This is a genomic window from Novosphingobium sp. FSW06-99, from assembly GCF_001519065.1.
Taxonomy (GTDB): Bacteria; Pseudomonadota; Alphaproteobacteria; order Sphingomonadales; family Sphingomonadaceae; genus Novosphingobium.
Map to the genome: position 1 here is coordinate 137,107 of NZ_KQ954260.1, position 18,228 is coordinate 155,334.

An 18,228-nucleotide genomic window follows, 5' to 3' on the forward strand; every position below is an offset into this window, starting at 1 on the left:
TTCCAGTGATGGATAACGCGCCTCATCATACGCAATGCTTCTGGCAATTGACAGCCCGGAACAAACCTCGGTCCTGGCGGAACGACGGTCACGTCCCGCGACGTGACCACGGCGCAGCGACGCAACACCCACAGGACTGGTGTTCGGGAACTTTTCGATCTGTGGCACCGATGGGTGCACCGACCGGCCCACGTCCATCCCGCATTCATTTTGGGACCGGTGATGATCAGCATTTGATCAGGGATTGGCGAAATTTGTTTCGACCAATTTCCAAATCACAATGGTGTCGAGGGGGGGTGACATGTCCCGACCGCAAGACTGACCGAGCTGCGCCGCAGCGCCCGACTGTAATCGTTGGGCGATGTACCGTCGGGGTTGAGGATATAGCGATTGGGGGTGGTGGTGCCGGGCATCGGCAAGCGGGTCGGATACCGCGAGGGGACAAGACCACCAGCGAGCGTCAGCACCGCGTCCTGCCAGAATTCTTCCTGGTCGAAATAGAAGCAATGCGTGGTCACCGGGCTGAGCATCGCGTCCGGATCGTCGTCAAATTTGGCAAAAAGATCGGAGCAATCGACTTCGCACATCGTATCTGGCGCATCGTCGGGCAGCCCGACCCGGCCCATGCGCGGCGCCAGTTCCAGGCGCTTGGCATTCGATGCCAGCAACGCCTTGTCGTAACCGTTGCAATAAGCGGTCAGCCGGCCGCCATATTTCGCAAATGCGGTTGAAAAGATCGCACCGTCGTCGAACGCACTGGTATCGACATCGGCCGCCACCAGCAGGACTTGCGCCACCTGCCATGACGGCGACACATCCTGGTACGCCCAGCAAAACGCCTGTTGCAGCACGAACGCGCCCATCGAATGCGCCATGACATGGACGTCGATGGTGCAATCGGTGGCTTGCGTGCGCTCAAGCAGCGCTATTGCGTCGGTCACCAACCTGCTGGCTGAGGCGCGCGCGTTGGCGCGGTCTGGCAGATAGGCAAAAGTCACCCCGTCCGATGGCCAGTCGAAACTGACCACCTGGCCACACCAGCCGACCGAAATCAGATGTTGCGCGCATTTCATGTGAAACGCCTTGGCCGCCTGGTGATTGACATTGAAGCCGTGGATCAGAAACAGCACGTCTCCGCGGCGCGCCGCGCCCACGCCGTTGCTGGTCAGTTCAGTGTCACCCGCATTGGCGGTGGCGCCTGCCATCAGTTGGCGCACCCAATCGGCAACACCCGGCTCGGTTTCGGCGCTATTTTCATCTGTGAAGGTGATGTAGCGCGACTGCGTTGCCAGCGCATCCGAGTCAGTCGCGTCGCGCAATGTGATCATGAATTCAGTCATGGTGCCACCCTTTTCAGGAAGGTTGCTGCAAGATCATTGGCTCTTGAGAAATTCGATTATCGCTTTGCGGTCATCATCGTTCAGCGCCGGGCCGATCACCCCGTTGCCGCGCGGTCCATCGCGGAACTCGTGGCCGCGGTTGGAATTGCCCGTCTGGCTGGCGTCAAAGCGGAACGTGCCTGCAGGACAGGCCAGACCAAACCACGACAACCCGGTTTCAAGCCCGACTTTCCGGGGATCATAAGCGCGATTGCCAAGGCAGAATGTGCCGGGTCGGTCCTTGGCCGGATCGCTGCCCAACAGCGCGTCGAGGCTGGGGACAGAACCGTTGTGCAGATAGGGCGGGGTTGCCCAGATGCCGTCAAGCGGACGCGCTTTGTAAGCGACTTTGGCCTGGATGCAGTTGGGGCGCGAATCCTGCCTTGCGTGGATCAACCCGGTGTCAGCTTTTTGCGTGATATTGTGGGCGGTGATATATTTGGCCACCGCCTGCTGCACCAAATTGGCGAGCGCCTGACCGAAACCGGTCGTGGTCACTTGGGCCGACGGCTGGTCGAAACAGATTGAATCGCCGCGTTTGATACCCTCTTCGATGCCCAACCCGGCGGGCACCTTGACCTGGCGCTTAACCAGGATTTCGGCTTCGCCCGGGTCGGTGCCGACGTAGCTTTGATCGACCAGTTTGACCTTGAGGAACGATTCGCCGAACTGTGTCGGGGTGGTCCAGTTGGCAGATCCATAGAACGCCTGATCAGCGGCATTGACCGGCGCCAGGTGGCATGCCTGACAATGCGCGGCATAGAGCGCAGCGCCTTTGGCAACCAGCGCCGGATCAAGCTTGCCCAACACCGCTTCTGGCCATTTGGGTGCGCGCAGTCCGGCGAACCCGGTCACCCCGCCACCGGGTCTGGCCTTGAGCGGGTCGGGGCCGCTCAACATCGCCTCGAACTGCCCGAGATGTTTGAAATCGACCGAAGATGCCCACAGTTTCTGGCGATCATCGTAACTGGTCAGATTGATCCTGGCGGCTACCCCCAGCGCTTCGCCGGCGTTGCGGATCACCGGCTGCATGATCGAGGCATCATACTGCGCCCAGATAAACCACGGCGTGTCCCACAAGTGCGGGTATTTGACCGGCGCGGCGTTGGCCACGTTGTTGACCGAACTGTCAAAGCCCCTGGCCCCTGCCAGATCGACAAAGAACACCTGATTGCCGATACGGTTCAGCGCGTCGAGCCGGTTGAACCCTTCGGCAGTGCCTGGCTTGGTGGTCTTGGCACCGGCCAGAATGCCCGCAACGGTGGCATCGAGTTGTGCCTTGAGCCTATCCTTGTCAGCCTTGCCTGCATCGGGTCCGAGGACGCGCCTGGCAAAACGATCGAAACGCCAGCCGAGCTTGTCGGTCAGCAACAGTGAAGCGCCCAGCGCCGACGTCAGCTTGTCGAGGCTGGCCGCAGAATTCGCGCCGTCGATACGCAGGCTGGTGCCCTTGTATTCAAGGTGCCCGGTATGGCACGCGGCACACGTCAAGCCGACTTGATCGGGCAGCATCTGACCGGTGACCGGGTCGCGATAGGCATGGGTGATTGCAAACCCCACCGGCAGATCGCCGGGATTGGCGGCATTGACCTGGCCATCGCCCCAGGCAGAAAACTGGCCCGGATCGGCCGCCGTGGCATAGCCCGCGCTTTGCCAGTTCTTGCCGCCCTTCATGCTGGGTATGAAGCCGAGGCGGGTCATATAGGCAGGGCTGGCCAGCATCGGCGGATCGCCGAACAGGGTCAGCTTGGGCGCTTCGAGTGCGACAAACCAACTGTAGGGAACCGGGATCGTCGAGGTGCCTTGCGAAGCATGGTGGAACCAGTAGCGATCGGCGGTCGACCAGTTCTGATCAAGCCACTTGGCGCGGACAACTGGCTGCGCGTCTGGCGTGCTCGGAAAAACCAACTTTATCAATGGGGAAAAATAGAATCCCCCGACAATTGCGACCACTGCTGCACCGGCCAGGACAATCGCTGTCGATCTTTTCATCGCAATCGCTCCATTATGGTCGAATTTTGCGAATTTAGCTCAGGTCAATATTCCAGTTTATGGTCATCGCATTTGACAATACCAAATTATTCCAAGTTACGCTCTGATTCTTTACGCGGTGATCGCATTTTTCATCACCAGGGAACGCCCTGATGACAAAAGACAACGTCGGTTCGTTTTTCGCCAAACAGGACACGGTGGCTGACGCACAACAGGCGTGGGCTCTGTTCAAATGAGTCCAGACCGATGTCTGCGCTGTGCGGTCAACAGAGCCCGATCCTGCAGTTCAGGGCGAGCCCGTGCCGGTTACGGCGCCGAAGTGATGGAGGTGCCTGGGCCTTGGCGCTGTGGCCAGTCAGGCAGACCGATGTTCGAAAGCGGATGGCGGAGACGGAGGGATTCGAACCCCCCAAGCGGAGCGGCTTGCCGCGCAGCGCAACAAGAGACTCCGAGGGTTCGGTTGGTCCTTGGCGCCTTGGTCAGTCAGGCAGGCCGACGTTCGAAAAGGGATGGCGGAGACGGAGGGATTCGAACCCTCGGTACAAGCATTACTCGTACGACGGTTTAGCAAACCGCTGGTTTCAGCCACTCACCCACGTCTCCGGACCGCAGCGGCGAAGGGGGCCTATAGCTTCGCTTCGCGGAGGCGGCAAGGGGGGCGCGATTTTTTTCCGAGGGGTGTGTGCCACGCGTTCGGGCGCAAATTCGACTCGGCTCATCGCCGGTTCATTGCCGCGCCGCAATTGTCCACCAAAAGGAACCATGGTGGCCTTGCCAGATGGCGGGCGGGCGACAATCGTGGCGGGTATCAGGCCTGTCCACGGACGGCGGACAAGAGGTGTGCAGATGATCGAACGTTCCACCCCATGGCTGCGTGCGCTGCCGATCGCGGCTGCTGCAATTGCCGTGCTGGCCGCGCCTGTGGCACGCGCGCAAGTGCAGACGATCGATCCCAACACCGCGATCGACTCCGATCTTAACCGTGGCCCGGCCAATGCGCCTGCGCCGGTCGCCCCATCTCCGCCGCCTGCGGCAGCACCGGTTGCGCCGCCGCCCGGCGCGCCACCGATGGCCGCACCTGCGGGTGCGCCGGGCTATGGTCCGGTTGGCGGGCCCACGGCGGCTCCGCCGCCGGGCGATACGACGTATCATGAAAACGAACTGGTCGATGCGGCCGAAGGCGTGTTCGGCAAAGGCGCGCGCGGGCTGGCGCTGATGATCCGCGATCTGCTGAAAAAGCAGGGCGAGCCCGATGGCTATATCACCGGCACTGAAGGCGGCGGCGCGGTGATTGTCGGCCTGCGTTACGGGTCGGGCACGCTGCACCAGAAAATCGAGGGCGCGATGCCGGTCTACTGGACCGGGCCATCGATCGGGCTCGATTTCGGCGGCAACGTCGCCAGCACGTTCGTGCTGATCTATAACCTGCATGACACCGAAACGCTGTTTCACCGCATTGGCGCGGGCGAGGGGCAGGCCTATCTCGTCGGCGGGTTCAATGTGTCCTATCTGCGCCGGGGCGATCTGGTGGTGATCCCGGTGCGCATGGGCGGCGGGCTGCGCCTGGGCGTCAATGCCGGGTACATGAACTTTACCCACAAGCAGAAATGGGTGCCGTTCTGATCGGCTGATCCCGCGCGCAAAATGCTTGCGCCACGGGGGCAGGGGGGGCATGGGGGCGCCGCCGCCGGAGCCCGTCGGGGTTTTGGTTGGCTGGATACACTTGCCAGGAAAGCCGAACCGATGCTCGAAGCGCTAAGCCCGCAGCCCGCCGATGCCCTGTTGGGGTTGATCAAGCTTTACAACGCCGATCCGCGCCCCGAAAAGATCGATCTGGGAGTGGGTGTCTATCGCACGGCGACGGGCGCAACCCCGGTGTTCAAGGCGATCAAGGGCGCCGAGGCACGCCTGCTGGAAACGCAGCAGAGCAAGAGTTATCTCGGGCCGGAAGGCGACATGGGCTTTGTCCGTGCGCTGATCCCCTATGTTTTCGGCGCCGGGTTCGACACCGCGCGGGTTGACGGCATGCAGGCGCCGGGTGGCACCGGTGCTGTGCGGCTGGCGATCGAAGTGGCGCGCCGCGCGGGCGTGCGCCGCATCCTGATGGGCACCCCGTCGTGGCCCAACCATGCGCAGATCGTTGCCGCATCCGGGCTGGAACTGGTGACATTCCGGCATGTGACGGCCGAGGGCACCGCCGATCTTGACGCGCTGAAGGCGGCGCTGGCCGATGCCGGGCCGGGCGATGCGGTGCTGTTGCACGGATGCTGTCACAACCCGTCGGGGGTCGATTATACCGAGGCGCAGTGGGACGAGATTGCCCCGCTGCTGGCCGCGCGCGCGGTGCTGCCGCTGCTCGATCTGGCCTATCAGGGGCTGGGCGCGGGGATGGAGGCCGATGCCTATGGCCTGCGCACCGTGCTCGCCGCCGTGCCCGAGGCGCTGGTGGCCTATAGCTGCGACAAGAACTTCGGGCTTTATCGCGACCGGGTCGGCGCGTTCTATGCGGTTACCGGCGATGCCGACGCGCTGGCACGGGCGATGGCCAATGGCGCATCGATCGCGCGCGCAAGCTGGTCGATGCCGCCCGATCACGGTGCGGCGGCGGTGCGCGAAGTGCTGGCCGATGCGGCGCTGACGCGCGAATGGCTGGCCGAACTCGATGATATGCGCGGCCGGATGCGCCAGGTGCGCGATCGCCTGGCCGCCGCGCAACAGATCGGGCCGATCGCGATGGCGCCGCTGGGTATCCAGAACGGGCTGTTTTCGATCCTGCCGCTGACCGGCGAGCAGATCCTGACGCTGCGCGAAGCGCACGGCATCTACATGGCCGGGTCTGGCCGTATCAACATTGCCGGGCTGACCACTGACAATATCGAAACCTTCATCGACGCCTTGCGCGCGGTAACGGCCTGAATAGAGGAACCCCGGCGGCCCGTGCCGCCGGGGGGATACTCACGCCTGACGCGCGGTGCTTTGCATGCGCATCAGATAGCGGGCCAGCACATCGATTTCGAGATTGACCGCATTGCCCGGCACGAGCGCGCCCAGCGTGGTCACTTCGGAGGTGTGCGGGATCACGTTGATGCTGAACCGTGCGCGGCCATCGGCCTCGTCGGCAACAGTGTTGACGGTCAGCGACACGCCATCGATGGTGATCGAGCCCTTGGCGGCGATATAGGGCGCCAGTTCGGCCGGTGCGAGGAAATCGATCCGGCGCGAGGCGCCTTCGGGCGTGATCGCGGCGACTTCACCGACGCCGTCGACATGGCCGGTGACGATATGCCCGCCCAGTTCCTCGCCCACCTTGAGCGCGGGTTCGAGATTGAGCGGCGCGCCAACCTGCCATTGCGTGGGCACCGTGCGGCGGATCGTTTCGCCCGACACATCGACCGCAAACCAGCCGGTGCCCGCTTCGCCGCCAAAGCCGGTGCCTTTTTCAACCACTGTCAGGCAGACCCCCGAACAGGCGATCGACGCGCCGATGGCGATGCAGGTCTGGCTGCGCCGCGTGGCGATCGTCACGCGCGCATCGCCGTGGTCGCTGATCGCCAGCACTTTGCCCACTTCGACAATGATGCCTGTAAACATGTGCGGGGATGCTCCTGTACCAATCGTTGCGAAGGTGATTCAGCCTATCCGCTCGTAGATGTCGAGCGTGTCGCTGCCAAGCACTTGTCGCGTGCCAGGGCGCCAGCGGTCATGCGCATCCGCCAGCCGGTCGAGCCCGATCGCGCCGATTGCGGCAAGGCCGTCGCCGATCACGATCGGCGCGCGATAAATCATCAGCGTGTCGACCAGGTCGGCGGCCAGAAACGTGGCAGCGGCGCCGGCGCCCCCTTCGACATAGAGATATTGCGCGGTGCCAAAGGCGCCGGGCGCGGTGATATCGGCCACCGCATGCCATCCCGCGGGCGCCGCGCCGCGCGTCAGCACCCAGCGTTCGGGGCTGCGCGCGGCCAGCCCGGGGAGGCGCACATCGAGCCGTGGCGCATCAGCGCGCAGAGTGCCGCCGCCGACCAGAATGGCATCGGCACGCGCGCGCATGGCGTGGACATGCGCGCGCGCCTGCGCACCGGTGATCCACCGGCTTTCACCCGTGGCCAGTGCGATCCGCCCGTCGAGCGACATGGCCAGTTTCAGCGTGACATGGGGCCGCCCCAGACGCGTGCGCAACAAATAGCCCGCCAGCGAGGCGCGCGCGCCTGCGTGATCGAGCACGTCGACGGCAATGCCCGCCGCGCGCAGCCGTGCAATCCCGGCACCGGCAGTGCGCGGGTCGGGGTCGGTGCAGCCGATCACCACGCGCGCGGGGCCTGCCGCCACCACCAGGTCGGCACAGGCGGGCCCGCGCGCGCTGTCATGCGCACACGGTTCCAGCGTTACATACAGCGTGGCGCCGCGCGCCGCCGGGCCTGCCATAGCCAGCGCACCGGCCTCGGCATGGGGGCGCCCACCGGCCTGGGTATATCCGCGCCCGACCACGCGGCCCTCATGCACGACGATGGCGCCGACCGCCGGGTTGGGCGCGCTGAGCGGGCGTCCGTGCGCAGCAAGCGCCGCGGCGGCCTGCATCCACGCCTGATCGTCCGGCATCGCTGCCGCGCTCACTCGGTGCCGGATGCAGGCGCGTCGGGATCGACGACCAGTTTGGCACCTTTGGGCAGATAGCGCTGGATCAGCGCCTTGTCGTGCGCGGCTTTGGCCCGCGCATCGGCGGCGCGTTCGGCATCGGCCTGTTTGGCCATGGTGTCGGTATCGAGCCCGGTGGCCGCGCCGACCGCCTTGTACATATGGCGGATATCGGCATCGCGGCGATCTTCCTCGGCCTGTTCGGCACGGGCCTTGCGCGCGGCGGCGATGTTGCCTGCGATGATTTCGGCATCGCTGCGATCGGCGCGCCACGAATTGATATAGATGATTTTGGGCATCTGCGGCAGCGCGCGCCCTTCCTGTCCCATCATCAGCCAGAAGATCGACCCGGTGACCATGGCCGCCATCAAGAACCCCGGCCAGCGAAATTCGCTTGGCGCACCCAGCACGTTCCACAGATCGATCACCGCACGACGCGGCGAAACATTGCTCAAAAAGACCTTCATGCGCCTGTTATAGGGATTGATCGCGCATTGTGCCAGCCGTGGCTGGGCTTGTTTCGAAAGTGCCGCCCACGGGCGACTTTCGAAACAGGCGCTAGCCGAAGGGGTGGTAAAGGGCGCGGCCATGGCGTTTCAGCCAGGCGTTGGCCTCATCGATGCTGCCTTCGAACAGCGTGGCCAGGCAGGCGTGGAATGCCGGGCTGTGGTCGAAATGGACAAGGTGGGCGACTTCGTGCGCGACCACCGACCGGCGCACGGCATCGGGCGCCATGATCAGGCGCCAGTTGATGCGGATCGTGCCATTGGCCGCGCAACTGCCCCAGCGCCGCCGTGCGCGCGACAGCGCCAGGCCGGGCACCGGGCGCGCGGCACGGGCGCAATAATCGGCCAGATCCTGCGCCAGCACGCGGCGTGCTTCTGCCTCCAGCCAGCGCGCCAGCCGTGTGGCGAGGCCCGCTTCGGGGCCGCCGATGACAATCCGGCTGTCCACCTGTTGCGGGCGGCGCGCGGCGGCAGAATTCCACGCCACGGTGACCGGCCTGCCGCGATAGGAAATCGTGCTGCCCGGCGCCAGGGTATGCGGCGCAGGGACGCGCGCGGCCTGTTCGGCCAGCCATTCGGCGCGCGCGCGGGCAAATGCCAGTGCCTCTTGCGCGGGCACCCATGGCGGCAACGAAATGCGCACGGTCCGGCCATCGGGCGCCAGCCGCAGCGTCATGCGCCGGGCATGGCGCACCCGGCGCAATTCGACCGGCAGCAGCCGATTGCCGACCTGCACCTGCGGCGGCTGGGCAGGGGGCTCGACCAACGCGCGGCGGAGCCAGTCGATCATGCCGGATCGTCCTCGTCGTGATAGAGCAATGTGCCATCGGCATCGACGATATGTTCTTCCAGCGGCCCCGCGACCACTTCGCTGATCGCGCGGCCGACCACCGATTGCCCGGCCCGGTGCACTGCATCGCGATCGCCGCATTCCAGATAGTGCCAGGCGGGCAGCGGCTGATCCTCGGCGCGCAGCCGATAGGCGCAGGTTTCGGGCAACCAGGGCACTTGTGCGACCAGGCGTGGGGTCAACCGCAGGCAATCGGGCACCAGCGCTTTGCGATGGCGGTAATCGGCGCAACGTGCGGTTTTCAGATCGAGCAGGCGGCAGGCGACATTGGTGCGCCAGACATCGCCGGTTTCATCATCTTCCAGCTTGTGCAGGCAGCATTTGCCGCAACCGTCGCACAGAGCTTCCCATTCCTCGCGGTTCAGGCTGGCGATCGGCTTGTCCCAGAAGCGGTTTGCCGGCGCGGTCAATGGACCCACTTTTCCAGCTCTGCCGCGACCGCCGGTCCCGACTGGTCAACCGGCAACAGCGCCACCGGCTTGCCACCGGGGTCCATCAGATAGGCGGCGCGGCTGTGATCCATCAGATATGTCCCGGCATTGGCGCCGGGGCGTTTCTGGTAATAGACCGCAAAGGCCTTGGCCGCGCCCGCGACTTGCGCCGGGCTGCCGGTCAGGCCGATCAGTTCGGGGCCGAACGCGGCGGCAAATTGCCCCATCGCCTGCGGCGTATCGCGTTGCGGATCGATCGAGATGAACATCGGCACGATGCGCGCGCCCAGATCATGATGCGCACGGGCATAGGCGTGATAGCCCTGCATCAGGTGCTGCACATCGAGCGGGCAGACATCCGGACAGAACGTATAGCCGAAATACAAGATGCGCCATTTGCCCGCGAAATCGGCATAGCGCACCGGCTTTCCCGCCTTGTCGATCAGCGTGAAATCGCCGCCCAGTTGCGATCCGGCCAGCGGCGGATCGGCGCGCCCGCCCGCCTGGCCGCATCCGGTCAGGCCCAGGCTGCCCACGATCAGCGCCGTGGCGGCAAGCAACGGAGGAAAAACGCGTTTGATGCGTTTGGCGGGCTGGGCGGATGGGGGTAGAACAGCGTGCATGGCGCTGCGCTTCATGCTCTGCTAACCAGCCGCTGGCAAGTGTCGGGCCGCAGTTTCGATCAAGGGATTCGACGTGAACAAGAGGTTTGGCGTGAACAGGAATTTTGGCGCAGGCATGGCGAGCATTCATCTGGCGGCAGCGCTCGCGCTCGGCGCCATCGTGGCACCATTGCCTGCGGCCGCGCAATTTTCCGACAGCTACAAATTTCTCGACGCGGTCAAGAAGAAGGACGGCGACACGGTCAACGACATGGTCAGCAAGCCGTCGACCCAGATCGTCAACACCCGCGACGTGACGACCGGTGACAGCGCGTTGCACATCGTTGTCGCGCGGCGCGATCTGGTGTGGACCCAGTTTCTGGTGTCCAAGGGCGCCAACGTCAACGCGCGCAACAACAAGGGCGAAACCCCGCTCGAAATCGCCGCCGAACTCGGTTTTGTCGAAGGGGTCGATTTCCTGATCAGCGCCGGCGCGCGAGTCGACGAAACCAACAACACCGGCGGCACCCCGTTGATCGACGCGGTCAGCCGACGCGATCTGGCGGTGGTGCGCTCGTTGCTCAAGGCCGGGGCCAATGCCGATCGGCCCGACAATTCGGGGCGTTCCGCGCGTGATTATGCCACGCTCGATGGCAAGGAAAGCCCGATCCTGGCCGAAATTGACAATGCGGCCAAGGAACACGGCGGCAACGCCGCCGTCCACAAGACTTATGGCCCGACTTTCTAGCACCGGAGAAACCAGCGTGATGGCCACCACCGACCGCACCGGGGACGACAGCTTTCGTCTTGAACTTGCACCCCTGATCGCCGACGCGGCCGCGTTCGACGGCTGGACCGACACAGCGGTGGTCGCGGCGGCCGAGAGCGCCGGAGTCGATCCGGCAGCGGCGCGGTTCGTGTTCGGCGGCAAGCCGATGGCGATGATCGCCGCGTGGACGCGCGCAATCGATGCCGAAATGGCGGCCGCGCTGCCGACCGAACGCCTGATCACGCTGCCGATCCGCGAACGCATCCGCGCGCTGATCGAATTTCGCATCGATGCGATGGCCGGGCGCGAGGAAGCGCTGCGCCGCGCGCTGATCGTGCTGGCCCGGCCAGACCATCTGCCCGAAGCGGCTCGGCTTGGCTGGAAAAGTGCCGATGCGATGTGGCGTCTGGCAGGTGATACCGCCACTGATTACAACCACTATACCAAGCGTGCGACGCTGGCCGGGGTCTATGCGGCAACGCTCGCGGTGCTCGCCGAAGATCGCAGCGAAGACCATGCCGATACCCGCGCGTTTCTGGCGCGCCGGATCGACGGGATCATGCGGTTTGAGAAGTTCAAGGCGCAAGTGCTCAATCCCAAAGCCGAACGGCCCAGTCTGGTGCGGCTGTTCGGGCGGCTGCGCTATCCCGCGCGGTAATTGATCCAGATCAACTATTGCGAATGACTTGCAATTGCCTCGTCGCTGTGGCAGCGGTGGATGGGTGACACTTGATCAACTCCCCATCGGCACGCCCGCGCGCATTGTCGCGGTGGACTGGGCCGCGCTCGTTCCCGAAGAGGCGCATCGCCTGCGCGCGCTGGGACTGGAAGAAGGTGCCGACGTGCGGCTGGCCTATCGCGGCGTGTTCATGACCCGCGATCCGCTGGCGGTCGAGGTCGGCCGGATGACCGTCGCGCTGCGCCGGGTTCACGCCAGCGCGATGCAGGTCGAAGCGCAAGTGGTGGCGGCATGAGCCGGTTGCCGGGCGTCGTCGCGCTGGTCGGCAATCCCAATGCCGGCAAAAGCGCGCTGTTCAATGCCTTGACCGGTGCGCGGCAAAAGATTGCCAATTATCCGGGGGTTACTGTCGAGCGCAAGGCGGGGCGGCTGATCCTGCCGAATGGCGAATCGCTCGAACTGGTCGATCTGCCCGGCACTTACGGGCTCGATACCAGCAGCCCCGATGAAGAAGTCACCCGCCGCGTGATCATGGGCGAACAGCCGGGGCAGGCCAAACCCGATGTGCTGGTCTGCGTGCTCGATGCGTCGAACCTCGAACAGCATCTGGTGCTGGTACAGGAAGTGCTGGAACTTGGCCGCCCGACCGTGGTGGCGCTCAACATGGTCGATCTGGCCGAACGCGATGGACTGGTGCTCGATCCAGAGGCGCTGGCCGCCGAACTGGGCGTGCCGGTGGTGCCCACGGTCGCGGTGCGGCGGCGCGGGCTCGATGCCCTGACGGCGGCGGTGGCTACTACGCGCGAGGCGGCGGCCTCGTCGCCACCCAGGCCGCGTCCGCATCTGACCGGCCCCGAACGGCGCATGCTGGCGCGCACGATGGCGCGCGGCGCGACCCTGTCGGAAACCGCGGTACACCGGTTGCACGCGCGGATGGATCAGGTGCTGTTGCATCCCTGGCTGGGCCCGGTGGTGCTGTTTGCGCTGTTGTTCGTGGTGTTCCAGGCGGTGTTCAGTTGGGCCAAGCCGGCGCAGGACGCGCTCGATGCGCTGTTTACCGGCGGCGCCGACTGGCTGCGCGCGCATATGGCGGCATCGTTGCTGCGCGATCTGATCACCGACGGGGTGATCGCCGGGGTCGGTTCGGTGGTGGTGTTCCTGCCGCAGATCCTGGTGCTGTTCTTTTTCATCCTGATGATGGAGGCGACCGGTTACATGGCGCGCGCGGCGTTCCTGATGGACCGGCTGATGGCCGGTGTCGGGCTGTCAGGCCGCAGTTTCATCCCCCTGCTGTCCAGCTTTGCCTGCGCGGTGCCGGGGATCATGGCGACGCGATCGATCACCGATCCGCGCGACCGGCTGACCACCATCCTGATCGCGCCGATGACGACGTGTTCGGCGCGGTTGCCGGTCTATGCGGTGATCATTGCCGCGTTCATTCCGGCGCGTCAGGTGCTGCCCGGTGTCGGCCTGCAAGGGCTGGTGCTGTTTGCGCTCTATGCCATCGGCATTGTCGGCGCGATGGCGGCGGCCTTGCTGATGCGGCGCACGATCACGCGGGGCGAGGCGTCGGGCTTCATCATGGAATTGCCCAAATACCAGTTGCCCACGGTCAAGGATCTGGCGCTCGGGCTCTATCAGCGCGGATGGATTTTCCTGCGCCGCGCGGGTACGATCATCTTTACCGTGGCGATCGTGCTGTGGTTGCTGCTCAATTTTCCGCGCGCAGAGCCGGGGCGTGATCAGGTCGATGCCTCGATTGCCGGGCATATTGCCAATGGCCTGGCGGTGGTGGTCGAACCGATCGGGTTCAACCGCGATATCGCGCTGTCGCTGATCCCGACGATGGCCGCGCGCGAGGTTGCCGTCAGTTCGCTCGCCACGACATATGCCGTGGGCGCGACCGATGAAGATGCCCGCGCCGAAGGGCTGGCCAAGCAGTTGAAATCGCACTGGAGCATGGCGACTGCGCTGGCGTTTCTGGCGTGGTTCGTGTTCGCGCCGCAATGCATGTCGACCATCGCGGTGACCCGGCGCGAAACCAACGGGTGGAAATGGCCCGCGTTCATGCTCGGCTATCTGTTCGCGCTGGCCTATGTCTTTGCAGGCGCGGTCTACTGGATCGCGGTTGCCGCCGGTCTCGGTTAGAAATCGGGGAAAAGCCCGGCGGGGGGCTGGGCGCAGCCGTGCCTGATCGGCTAGCCCATGTGCCGGTAAGATATAGGGACACGATTCGATGGCAGGCAGCGTCAACAAGGTCATTCTGGTCGGCAATCTTGGCGCGGACCCTGAAACCCGTTCGTTCCAGAATGGCGGCAAAGTGTGCAACCTGCGCATTGCCACGTCGGAATCGTGGAAAGACCGCAACACCGGCGATCGCCAGGAACGCACCGAATGGCACACCGTGGCGATCTTTTCCGAAGGTCTGGTGGGGGTTGCCGAACGCTTCCTGCGCAAGGGTTCGAAAATCTATATCGAGGGCCAGTTGCGCACGCGCAAATGGCAGGACCAGAACGGGCAGGACCGCTACACCACCGAAGTCGTGCTGCAAGGCCCTGGCGCGGTGCTGACCATGCTCGACGGTGCCCCCGGCGCCGGTGGCGGTGACCGTGGTGGCGCATCGGGCGGCGGCTATGGCGGCGGCCAGCGTTCGGGCGGCGGCGGTTTCGGCGGCGGCGCGTCTAGCGGCGGTGCATCGGGCGGCGGTGGCTTTGGCGGTGGCCCGTCGAGCGGCGGCGGGTTCAACGAAGACCTCGACGACGATATCCCGTTCTGATCAGGTTCCGCGCGTATCGCCATAAAGATGGATGTGCAGCCGGTCGGTAAACCGCCAGCCGGCCTCCATTGCGGCCTGCGCCAGCCAGCGTGACCGTTCGCGCAACGTCGCGCTGTCGGTGCCTTCGGGCATCACGAACAAACGTTCGGGTGCGATCGCATATTCCCGCGCCAACGCATTGATTTCGATCAGGTCTGTGGGCGTTGCGACAACAAATTTGAACAGCGCGCGCGGGTCGGCGGCCCAGGCCGCCAGCCGTTCCGGGATCAGCGCGAGCGCGGCGGGATTGCCCGAATGCGCCAGCTTCGGGCTGACATTGTACTGGTGGATCTGCGCGTCGAGCGCGGGGGGCGGGGCGACGCTGCCGTTGGTTTCCACCTCGATATGAAATCCTTCGCCCAGCGCGGCGATCATCCGCGTCAATGCCGGGGCCTGCAACAGCGGTTCGCCACCGGTCAGCACCAACCGGGGCACGCCAAAGGCGCGCACCCGCGCGGCGACCTCGGCAGGATCGAGCGAAACCTGATTTTGCTTGCGTTCAAACGCGCGCCCGTCGCGGTGCGGCCGGTTGTCGCCGGTAAAGCGCCAGGTATAGGCGGTGTCGCACCACTGGCACGCCAGGTTGCAGCGCGACAGCCGCACAAACACCGATGGCCGCCCGATCGACGCGCCTTCGCCTTGCAGCGAGGCGAAAATCTCCGCCTCGCCCGGCGTGGTCGTGGCCAGGATCAGGGTCATGACTTGAAAAGCCCCGCCCCTGAAGGGGAGGGGTTGGGGAGGGGAGGCCAGGTCGTGCGCGGGCGCGCTGTGATCGGGCGTGGCATACCCCCACCCAACCCTCCCCCTTCAGGGGGAGGGCTTTTGAGGCATGGTGCCGGCATCACCCCAGTCGCGCCAGCGCGGCGGCCAGCCGGGCCGCCTCTGCGGTGTGGTGGGCATGGTCGGCGCGGGCCTTGTCGACCGCTTCGGGTTTGGCACGTTCGACGAACGAGGCGTTGTTCAACCGCCCTTCAAGCGCCTTGGCCTCCTTTTGCGCGGCGGCCAGCGCCTTTTCCAGCCGGGCCTGTTCGGCGGCAATGTCGATCAGCCCTTCCAGCGGCACAATCAGCGTGGCATCGCCTGCGCCCACCTGCATCGCCGCGCCGGCGGGCGCCGGGGCGAAATGGATTGCCGACAGCCGCGCCAGCCGGTCGATCGCGCCCCCATTGGCATCGATGATCGCGCGCGTCGCGGCGCTGGGTTCGGGCAGCCATGCCTCCAGCTTGGCCCCCGGCGACAGGCCAAGCTCATTGCGTGCGGTGCGAAATCCCGACACCAGCGCGATCAGCCATTCGACTTCGGCCTTGGCCGCCGCGTCCACGCCCGCGCCCGGTTGCGGCCATTGTGCCAGGATCAGATCGGTGTCGCGCGATCCCAGCGCGTGCCACAGTTCCTCGGTCACAAACGGCATGAACGGGTGGAGCATGACCAGGATCTGGTCGAGCACCCAGCCTGCCACCGTGCGGGTTTCGTCATCAAAGTTGCCCTTGATGAATTCGATATACCAGTCGCAGAACGACCCCCAGGCAAACTGATAGACCGCGTTGGCGGCGGCATCGAAACGCAGATCGGCCATCGCCTGATCGAGCGTGGCCAGAGTTTCGACCACTTCGCCGATGATCCAGCGGTTGACCGCGTGGCTGGCGGCGGGCGCGGCCAGCGTGGTCGATCCGCCGATGCCGTTGGCCTGGCAGAACCGCGCCGCGTTCCACAGCTTGGTGGCGAAATTGCGATAGCCTTCGACGCGGCGTTCATCCATTTTCACGTCGCGGCCCTGGCTTTCCATCGCGCACATGAAAAAGCGCAAGGCATCGGCGCCATACTGGTCGATCAGGCCCAGCGGATCGACCACATTGCCCTTCGACTTCGACATTTTCTGCCCGTCGGCGGCGCGCACCAGCCCGTGCAGATAGAGCCGTCGCCACGGCACCTGCCCCATGAATTCCAGTCCCTGCATGGCCATCCGCGCATCCCAGAAAAACAGGATGTCAAACCCGGAAATCAGCAGGTCGTTGGGATAGTGCCGCTTGACCAGATCGGCCTCGTCGGGCCAGCCGAGCGTGGCAAACGGCCACAGCGCGGAGGAAAACCACGTGTCGAGCACGTCTTCGTCGCGGGTCAGCGCCACGCCTTCGCCGGCCTGCGCTTGCGCGGCGGCTTCGTCTTCGGCGACATAGGCGCGGCCATCGGCATCATACCACGCCGGGATACGGTGGCCCCACCACAACTGGCGCGACACGCACCAGGGCTGGATGTTTTCCATCCAGTTGAAAAAAGTCTTTTCCCAGGTCTTGGGCACGATCTCGATCGCGCCCGACCGCACCGCCGCGATCGGCGCAGAGGCCAGCGCTGCGGCATCGACATACCACTGGTCGGTCAGCCAGGGTTCGATCACCACCCCGCCGCGATCGCCAAACGGGGTCTGGATCGTGCGCGGTTCGAAATCGTGCTCCACCCCGTCCTTGTCGATGTGGGGCACCAGGAACCCGGCCTCTTTCATCGCGGCGACCACCATCGCCCGCGCGGCAAAGCGGTCCTGCCCCAGGAACTGTTCGGGCACCAGCCCGTCGGCGGTCTGCACCACCTGCGCTTCGGCATCGAACATGTTGAACATGTCCGCCGCCTTGATCCCGGCGCGCTTGCCGACCTCAAAGTCGTTGAAATCGTGCCCCGGGGTGATCTTCACCGCGCCCGAACCGAGCTCGGGATCGGCATGCAGGTCGGCCACCACCGGAATGCGCCGCCCGGTCAGCGGCTGTTCGATGAACGCGCCGATCACGCTGTGATACCGCGCGTCGTCAGGATGCACCGCCACCGCCATGTCGGCCAGCATCGTTTCGGGGCGCGTGGTCGCCACCTCGATATAGTCCAGCCCGTCGGCGCGCGTCACGCCATCGGCCAGCGGATAGCGAAACCGCCAGAACCCGCCCTTGATTTCGTGCGTTTCGACTTCCAGGTCGGAAATCGCGGTTTTCAGCCGCGGGTCCCAGTTCACCAGCCGCTTGTCGCGATAGATCAGCCCACGGTTGAACAGATCGACAAACACCTTGACCACCGCGCGGGTGAAATGCGGGTCCATGGTGAACTGTTCGCGGCTCCAGTCCATCGAACAGCCCAACCGCCGCAACTGGCGCGTGATGGTGCCGCCGCTTTCGGCCTTCCATTCCCACACTTTGTCGATGAAGCCTTCGCGGGTGTAGTTGGTGCGCTTGTCCTGGCGTGCCTCCATCTGGCGTTCCACCACCATCTGCGTCGCGATCCCGGCATGATCGGTGCCCACCACCCACAGCGCATCCTTGCCGCGCAGGCGTTCATAGCGGATCACCACGTCCTGCAACGTGTTGTCGAGCGCGTGGCCGATGTGCAGGCTGCCCGTCACGTTGGGCGGCGGGTTGACAATCGTGAACGGCACGGCATCGGGGCGCGCGGGGCGGAATGCGCCCGTGCTTTCCCAATGGGGATACCATTTCGCCTCGATCGCGGCCGGTTCAAACGTCTTGGCCAGGGTCTCCTGGGCGGGCTCTTGCAGATGGGTTTCGGTCATGACCTGTGCGCCTTGCCATCCCTGCGCGC

17 protein-coding genes and 1 tRNA gene are annotated in these 18,228 nt (G+C 65.1%); 7 read left to right on the forward strand and 11 right to left on the reverse strand.

Annotated features, from left to right (window positions below):
- Positions 1–275: 275 nt before the first annotated feature.
- From AQZ49_RS16605 to AQZ49_RS16615, 3 genes are all read right to left on the reverse strand, one after another.
- Positions 276–1,340, reverse strand: a complete 1,065-nt coding sequence (locus AQZ49_RS16605; protein ID WP_067618132.1) for an alpha/beta fold hydrolase — start codon at positions 1,338–1,340, stop codon at positions 276–278.
- 33 nt (positions 1,341–1,373) lie between these two features.
- Positions 1,374–3,287: a di-heme-cytochrome C peroxidase gene (locus AQZ49_RS16610; protein WP_156428352.1), complete on the reverse strand. Its 1,914-nt coding sequence runs from the start codon at positions 3,285–3,287 to the stop codon at positions 1,374–1,376.
- Between the two features lie 594 nt (positions 3,288–3,881).
- Positions 3,882–3,974: transfer RNA gene (locus tag AQZ49_RS16615), tRNA-Ser, on the reverse strand.
- 243 nt (positions 3,975–4,217) lie between these two features.
- Between AQZ49_RS16615 and AQZ49_RS16620 the strand changes: the two genes are divergently transcribed.
- Both AQZ49_RS16620 and AQZ49_RS16625 read left to right on the forward strand, forming a co-directional pair.
- A complete protein-coding gene (locus AQZ49_RS16620; protein WP_067618136.1) occupies positions 4,218–4,994 on the forward strand; it encodes a DUF1134 domain-containing protein in 777 nt (258 codons plus the stop codon).
- Between the two features lie 120 nt (positions 4,995–5,114).
- The gene (locus AQZ49_RS16625) at positions 5,115–6,287 is read left to right on the forward strand and encodes an amino acid aminotransferase (RefSeq protein WP_067618138.1); all 1,173 of its coding nucleotides are present in this window, start codon (positions 5,115–5,117) and stop codon (positions 6,285–6,287) included.
- Between the two features lie 39 nt (positions 6,288–6,326).
- Here AQZ49_RS16625 and AQZ49_RS16630 read toward each other — a convergent pair whose 3' ends face one another.
- From AQZ49_RS16630 to AQZ49_RS16655, 6 genes are all read right to left on the reverse strand, one after another.
- Positions 6,327–6,962 (reverse strand): riboflavin synthase, encoded by a 636-nt coding sequence (locus AQZ49_RS16630; protein WP_067618142.1) that lies wholly within the window; start codon positions 6,960–6,962, stop codon positions 6,327–6,329.
- Between the two features lie 39 nt (positions 6,963–7,001).
- The gene (gene ribD, locus AQZ49_RS16635; RefSeq protein ID WP_067618145.1) at positions 7,002–7,967 is read right to left on the reverse strand and encodes a bifunctional diaminohydroxyphosphoribosylaminopyrimidine deaminase/5-amino-6-(5-phosphoribosylamino)uracil reductase RibD; all 966 of its coding nucleotides are present in this window, start codon (positions 7,965–7,967) and stop codon (positions 7,002–7,004) included.
- An 11-nt stretch (positions 7,968–7,978) separates the two neighbouring features.
- A complete protein-coding gene (locus AQZ49_RS16640; protein WP_067618148.1) occupies positions 7,979–8,470 on the reverse strand; it encodes a hypothetical protein in 492 nt (163 codons plus the stop codon).
- Between the two features lie 91 nt (positions 8,471–8,561).
- Positions 8,562–9,299: a M48 family metallopeptidase gene (locus tag AQZ49_RS16645; RefSeq protein WP_067618156.1), complete on the reverse strand. Its 738-nt coding sequence runs from the start codon at positions 9,297–9,299 to the stop codon at positions 8,562–8,564.
- A complete protein-coding gene (locus tag AQZ49_RS16650) occupies positions 9,296–9,769 on the reverse strand; it encodes a YcgN family cysteine cluster protein (protein ID WP_156428353.1) in 474 nt (157 codons plus the stop codon). The genes AQZ49_RS16645 and AQZ49_RS16650 overlap by 4 nt, the downstream gene beginning before the upstream one ends.
- Positions 9,766–10,350 carry an SCO family protein gene (locus AQZ49_RS16655; protein WP_369819150.1) on the reverse strand — a complete coding sequence of 195 codons (585 nt, stop codon included), beginning with the start codon at positions 10,348–10,350 and terminating at the stop codon, positions 9,766–9,768. Before AQZ49_RS16655 ends, AQZ49_RS16650 begins: the two co-directional genes overlap by 4 nt.
- A gap of 136 nt (positions 10,351–10,486) precedes the next feature.
- Here AQZ49_RS16655 and AQZ49_RS16660 point away from each other — a divergent pair, with 136 nt between their 5' ends.
- The 5 genes from AQZ49_RS16660 (at position 10,487) to ssb (ending at position 14,616) form a co-directional block, all read left to right on the forward strand.
- Positions 10,487–11,140, forward strand: a complete 654-nt coding sequence (locus tag AQZ49_RS16660; RefSeq protein WP_231739281.1) for an ankyrin repeat domain-containing protein — start codon at positions 10,487–10,489, stop codon at positions 11,138–11,140.
- A gap of 19 nt (positions 11,141–11,159) precedes the next feature.
- Positions 11,160–11,819 (forward strand): COQ9 family protein, encoded by a 660-nt coding sequence (locus AQZ49_RS16665; protein ID WP_067618165.1) that lies wholly within the window; start codon positions 11,160–11,162, stop codon positions 11,817–11,819.
- Between the two features lie 64 nt (positions 11,820–11,883).
- Positions 11,884–12,135 carry a FeoA family protein gene (locus tag AQZ49_RS16670; protein ID WP_067618167.1) on the forward strand — a complete coding sequence of 84 codons (252 nt, stop codon included), beginning with the start codon at positions 11,884–11,886 and terminating at the stop codon, positions 12,133–12,135.
- A complete protein-coding gene (locus AQZ49_RS16675; RefSeq protein WP_067618170.1) occupies positions 12,132–13,988 on the forward strand; it encodes a ferrous iron transporter B in 1,857 nt (618 codons plus the stop codon). Before AQZ49_RS16670 ends, AQZ49_RS16675 begins: the two co-directional genes overlap by 4 nt.
- 88 nt (positions 13,989–14,076) lie before the next feature.
- Entirely contained in the window at positions 14,077–14,616 is a 540-nt protein-coding gene (gene ssb / locus AQZ49_RS16680) for a single-stranded DNA-binding protein (protein ID WP_067618173.1), read from the forward strand.
- Here the strand turns inward: ssb and AQZ49_RS16685 are convergent, their stop codons facing one another.
- Positions 14,617–15,354, reverse strand: a complete 738-nt coding sequence (locus AQZ49_RS16685) for a 7-carboxy-7-deazaguanine synthase QueE (RefSeq protein ID WP_067618176.1) — start codon at positions 15,352–15,354, stop codon at positions 14,617–14,619.
- A gap of 142 nt (positions 15,355–15,496) precedes the next feature.
- Positions 15,497–18,199 (reverse strand): valine--tRNA ligase, encoded by a 2,703-nt coding sequence (locus AQZ49_RS16690; protein WP_067618179.1) that lies wholly within the window; start codon positions 18,197–18,199, stop codon positions 15,497–15,499.
- Between the last annotated feature and the right edge of the window lie 29 nt (positions 18,200–18,228).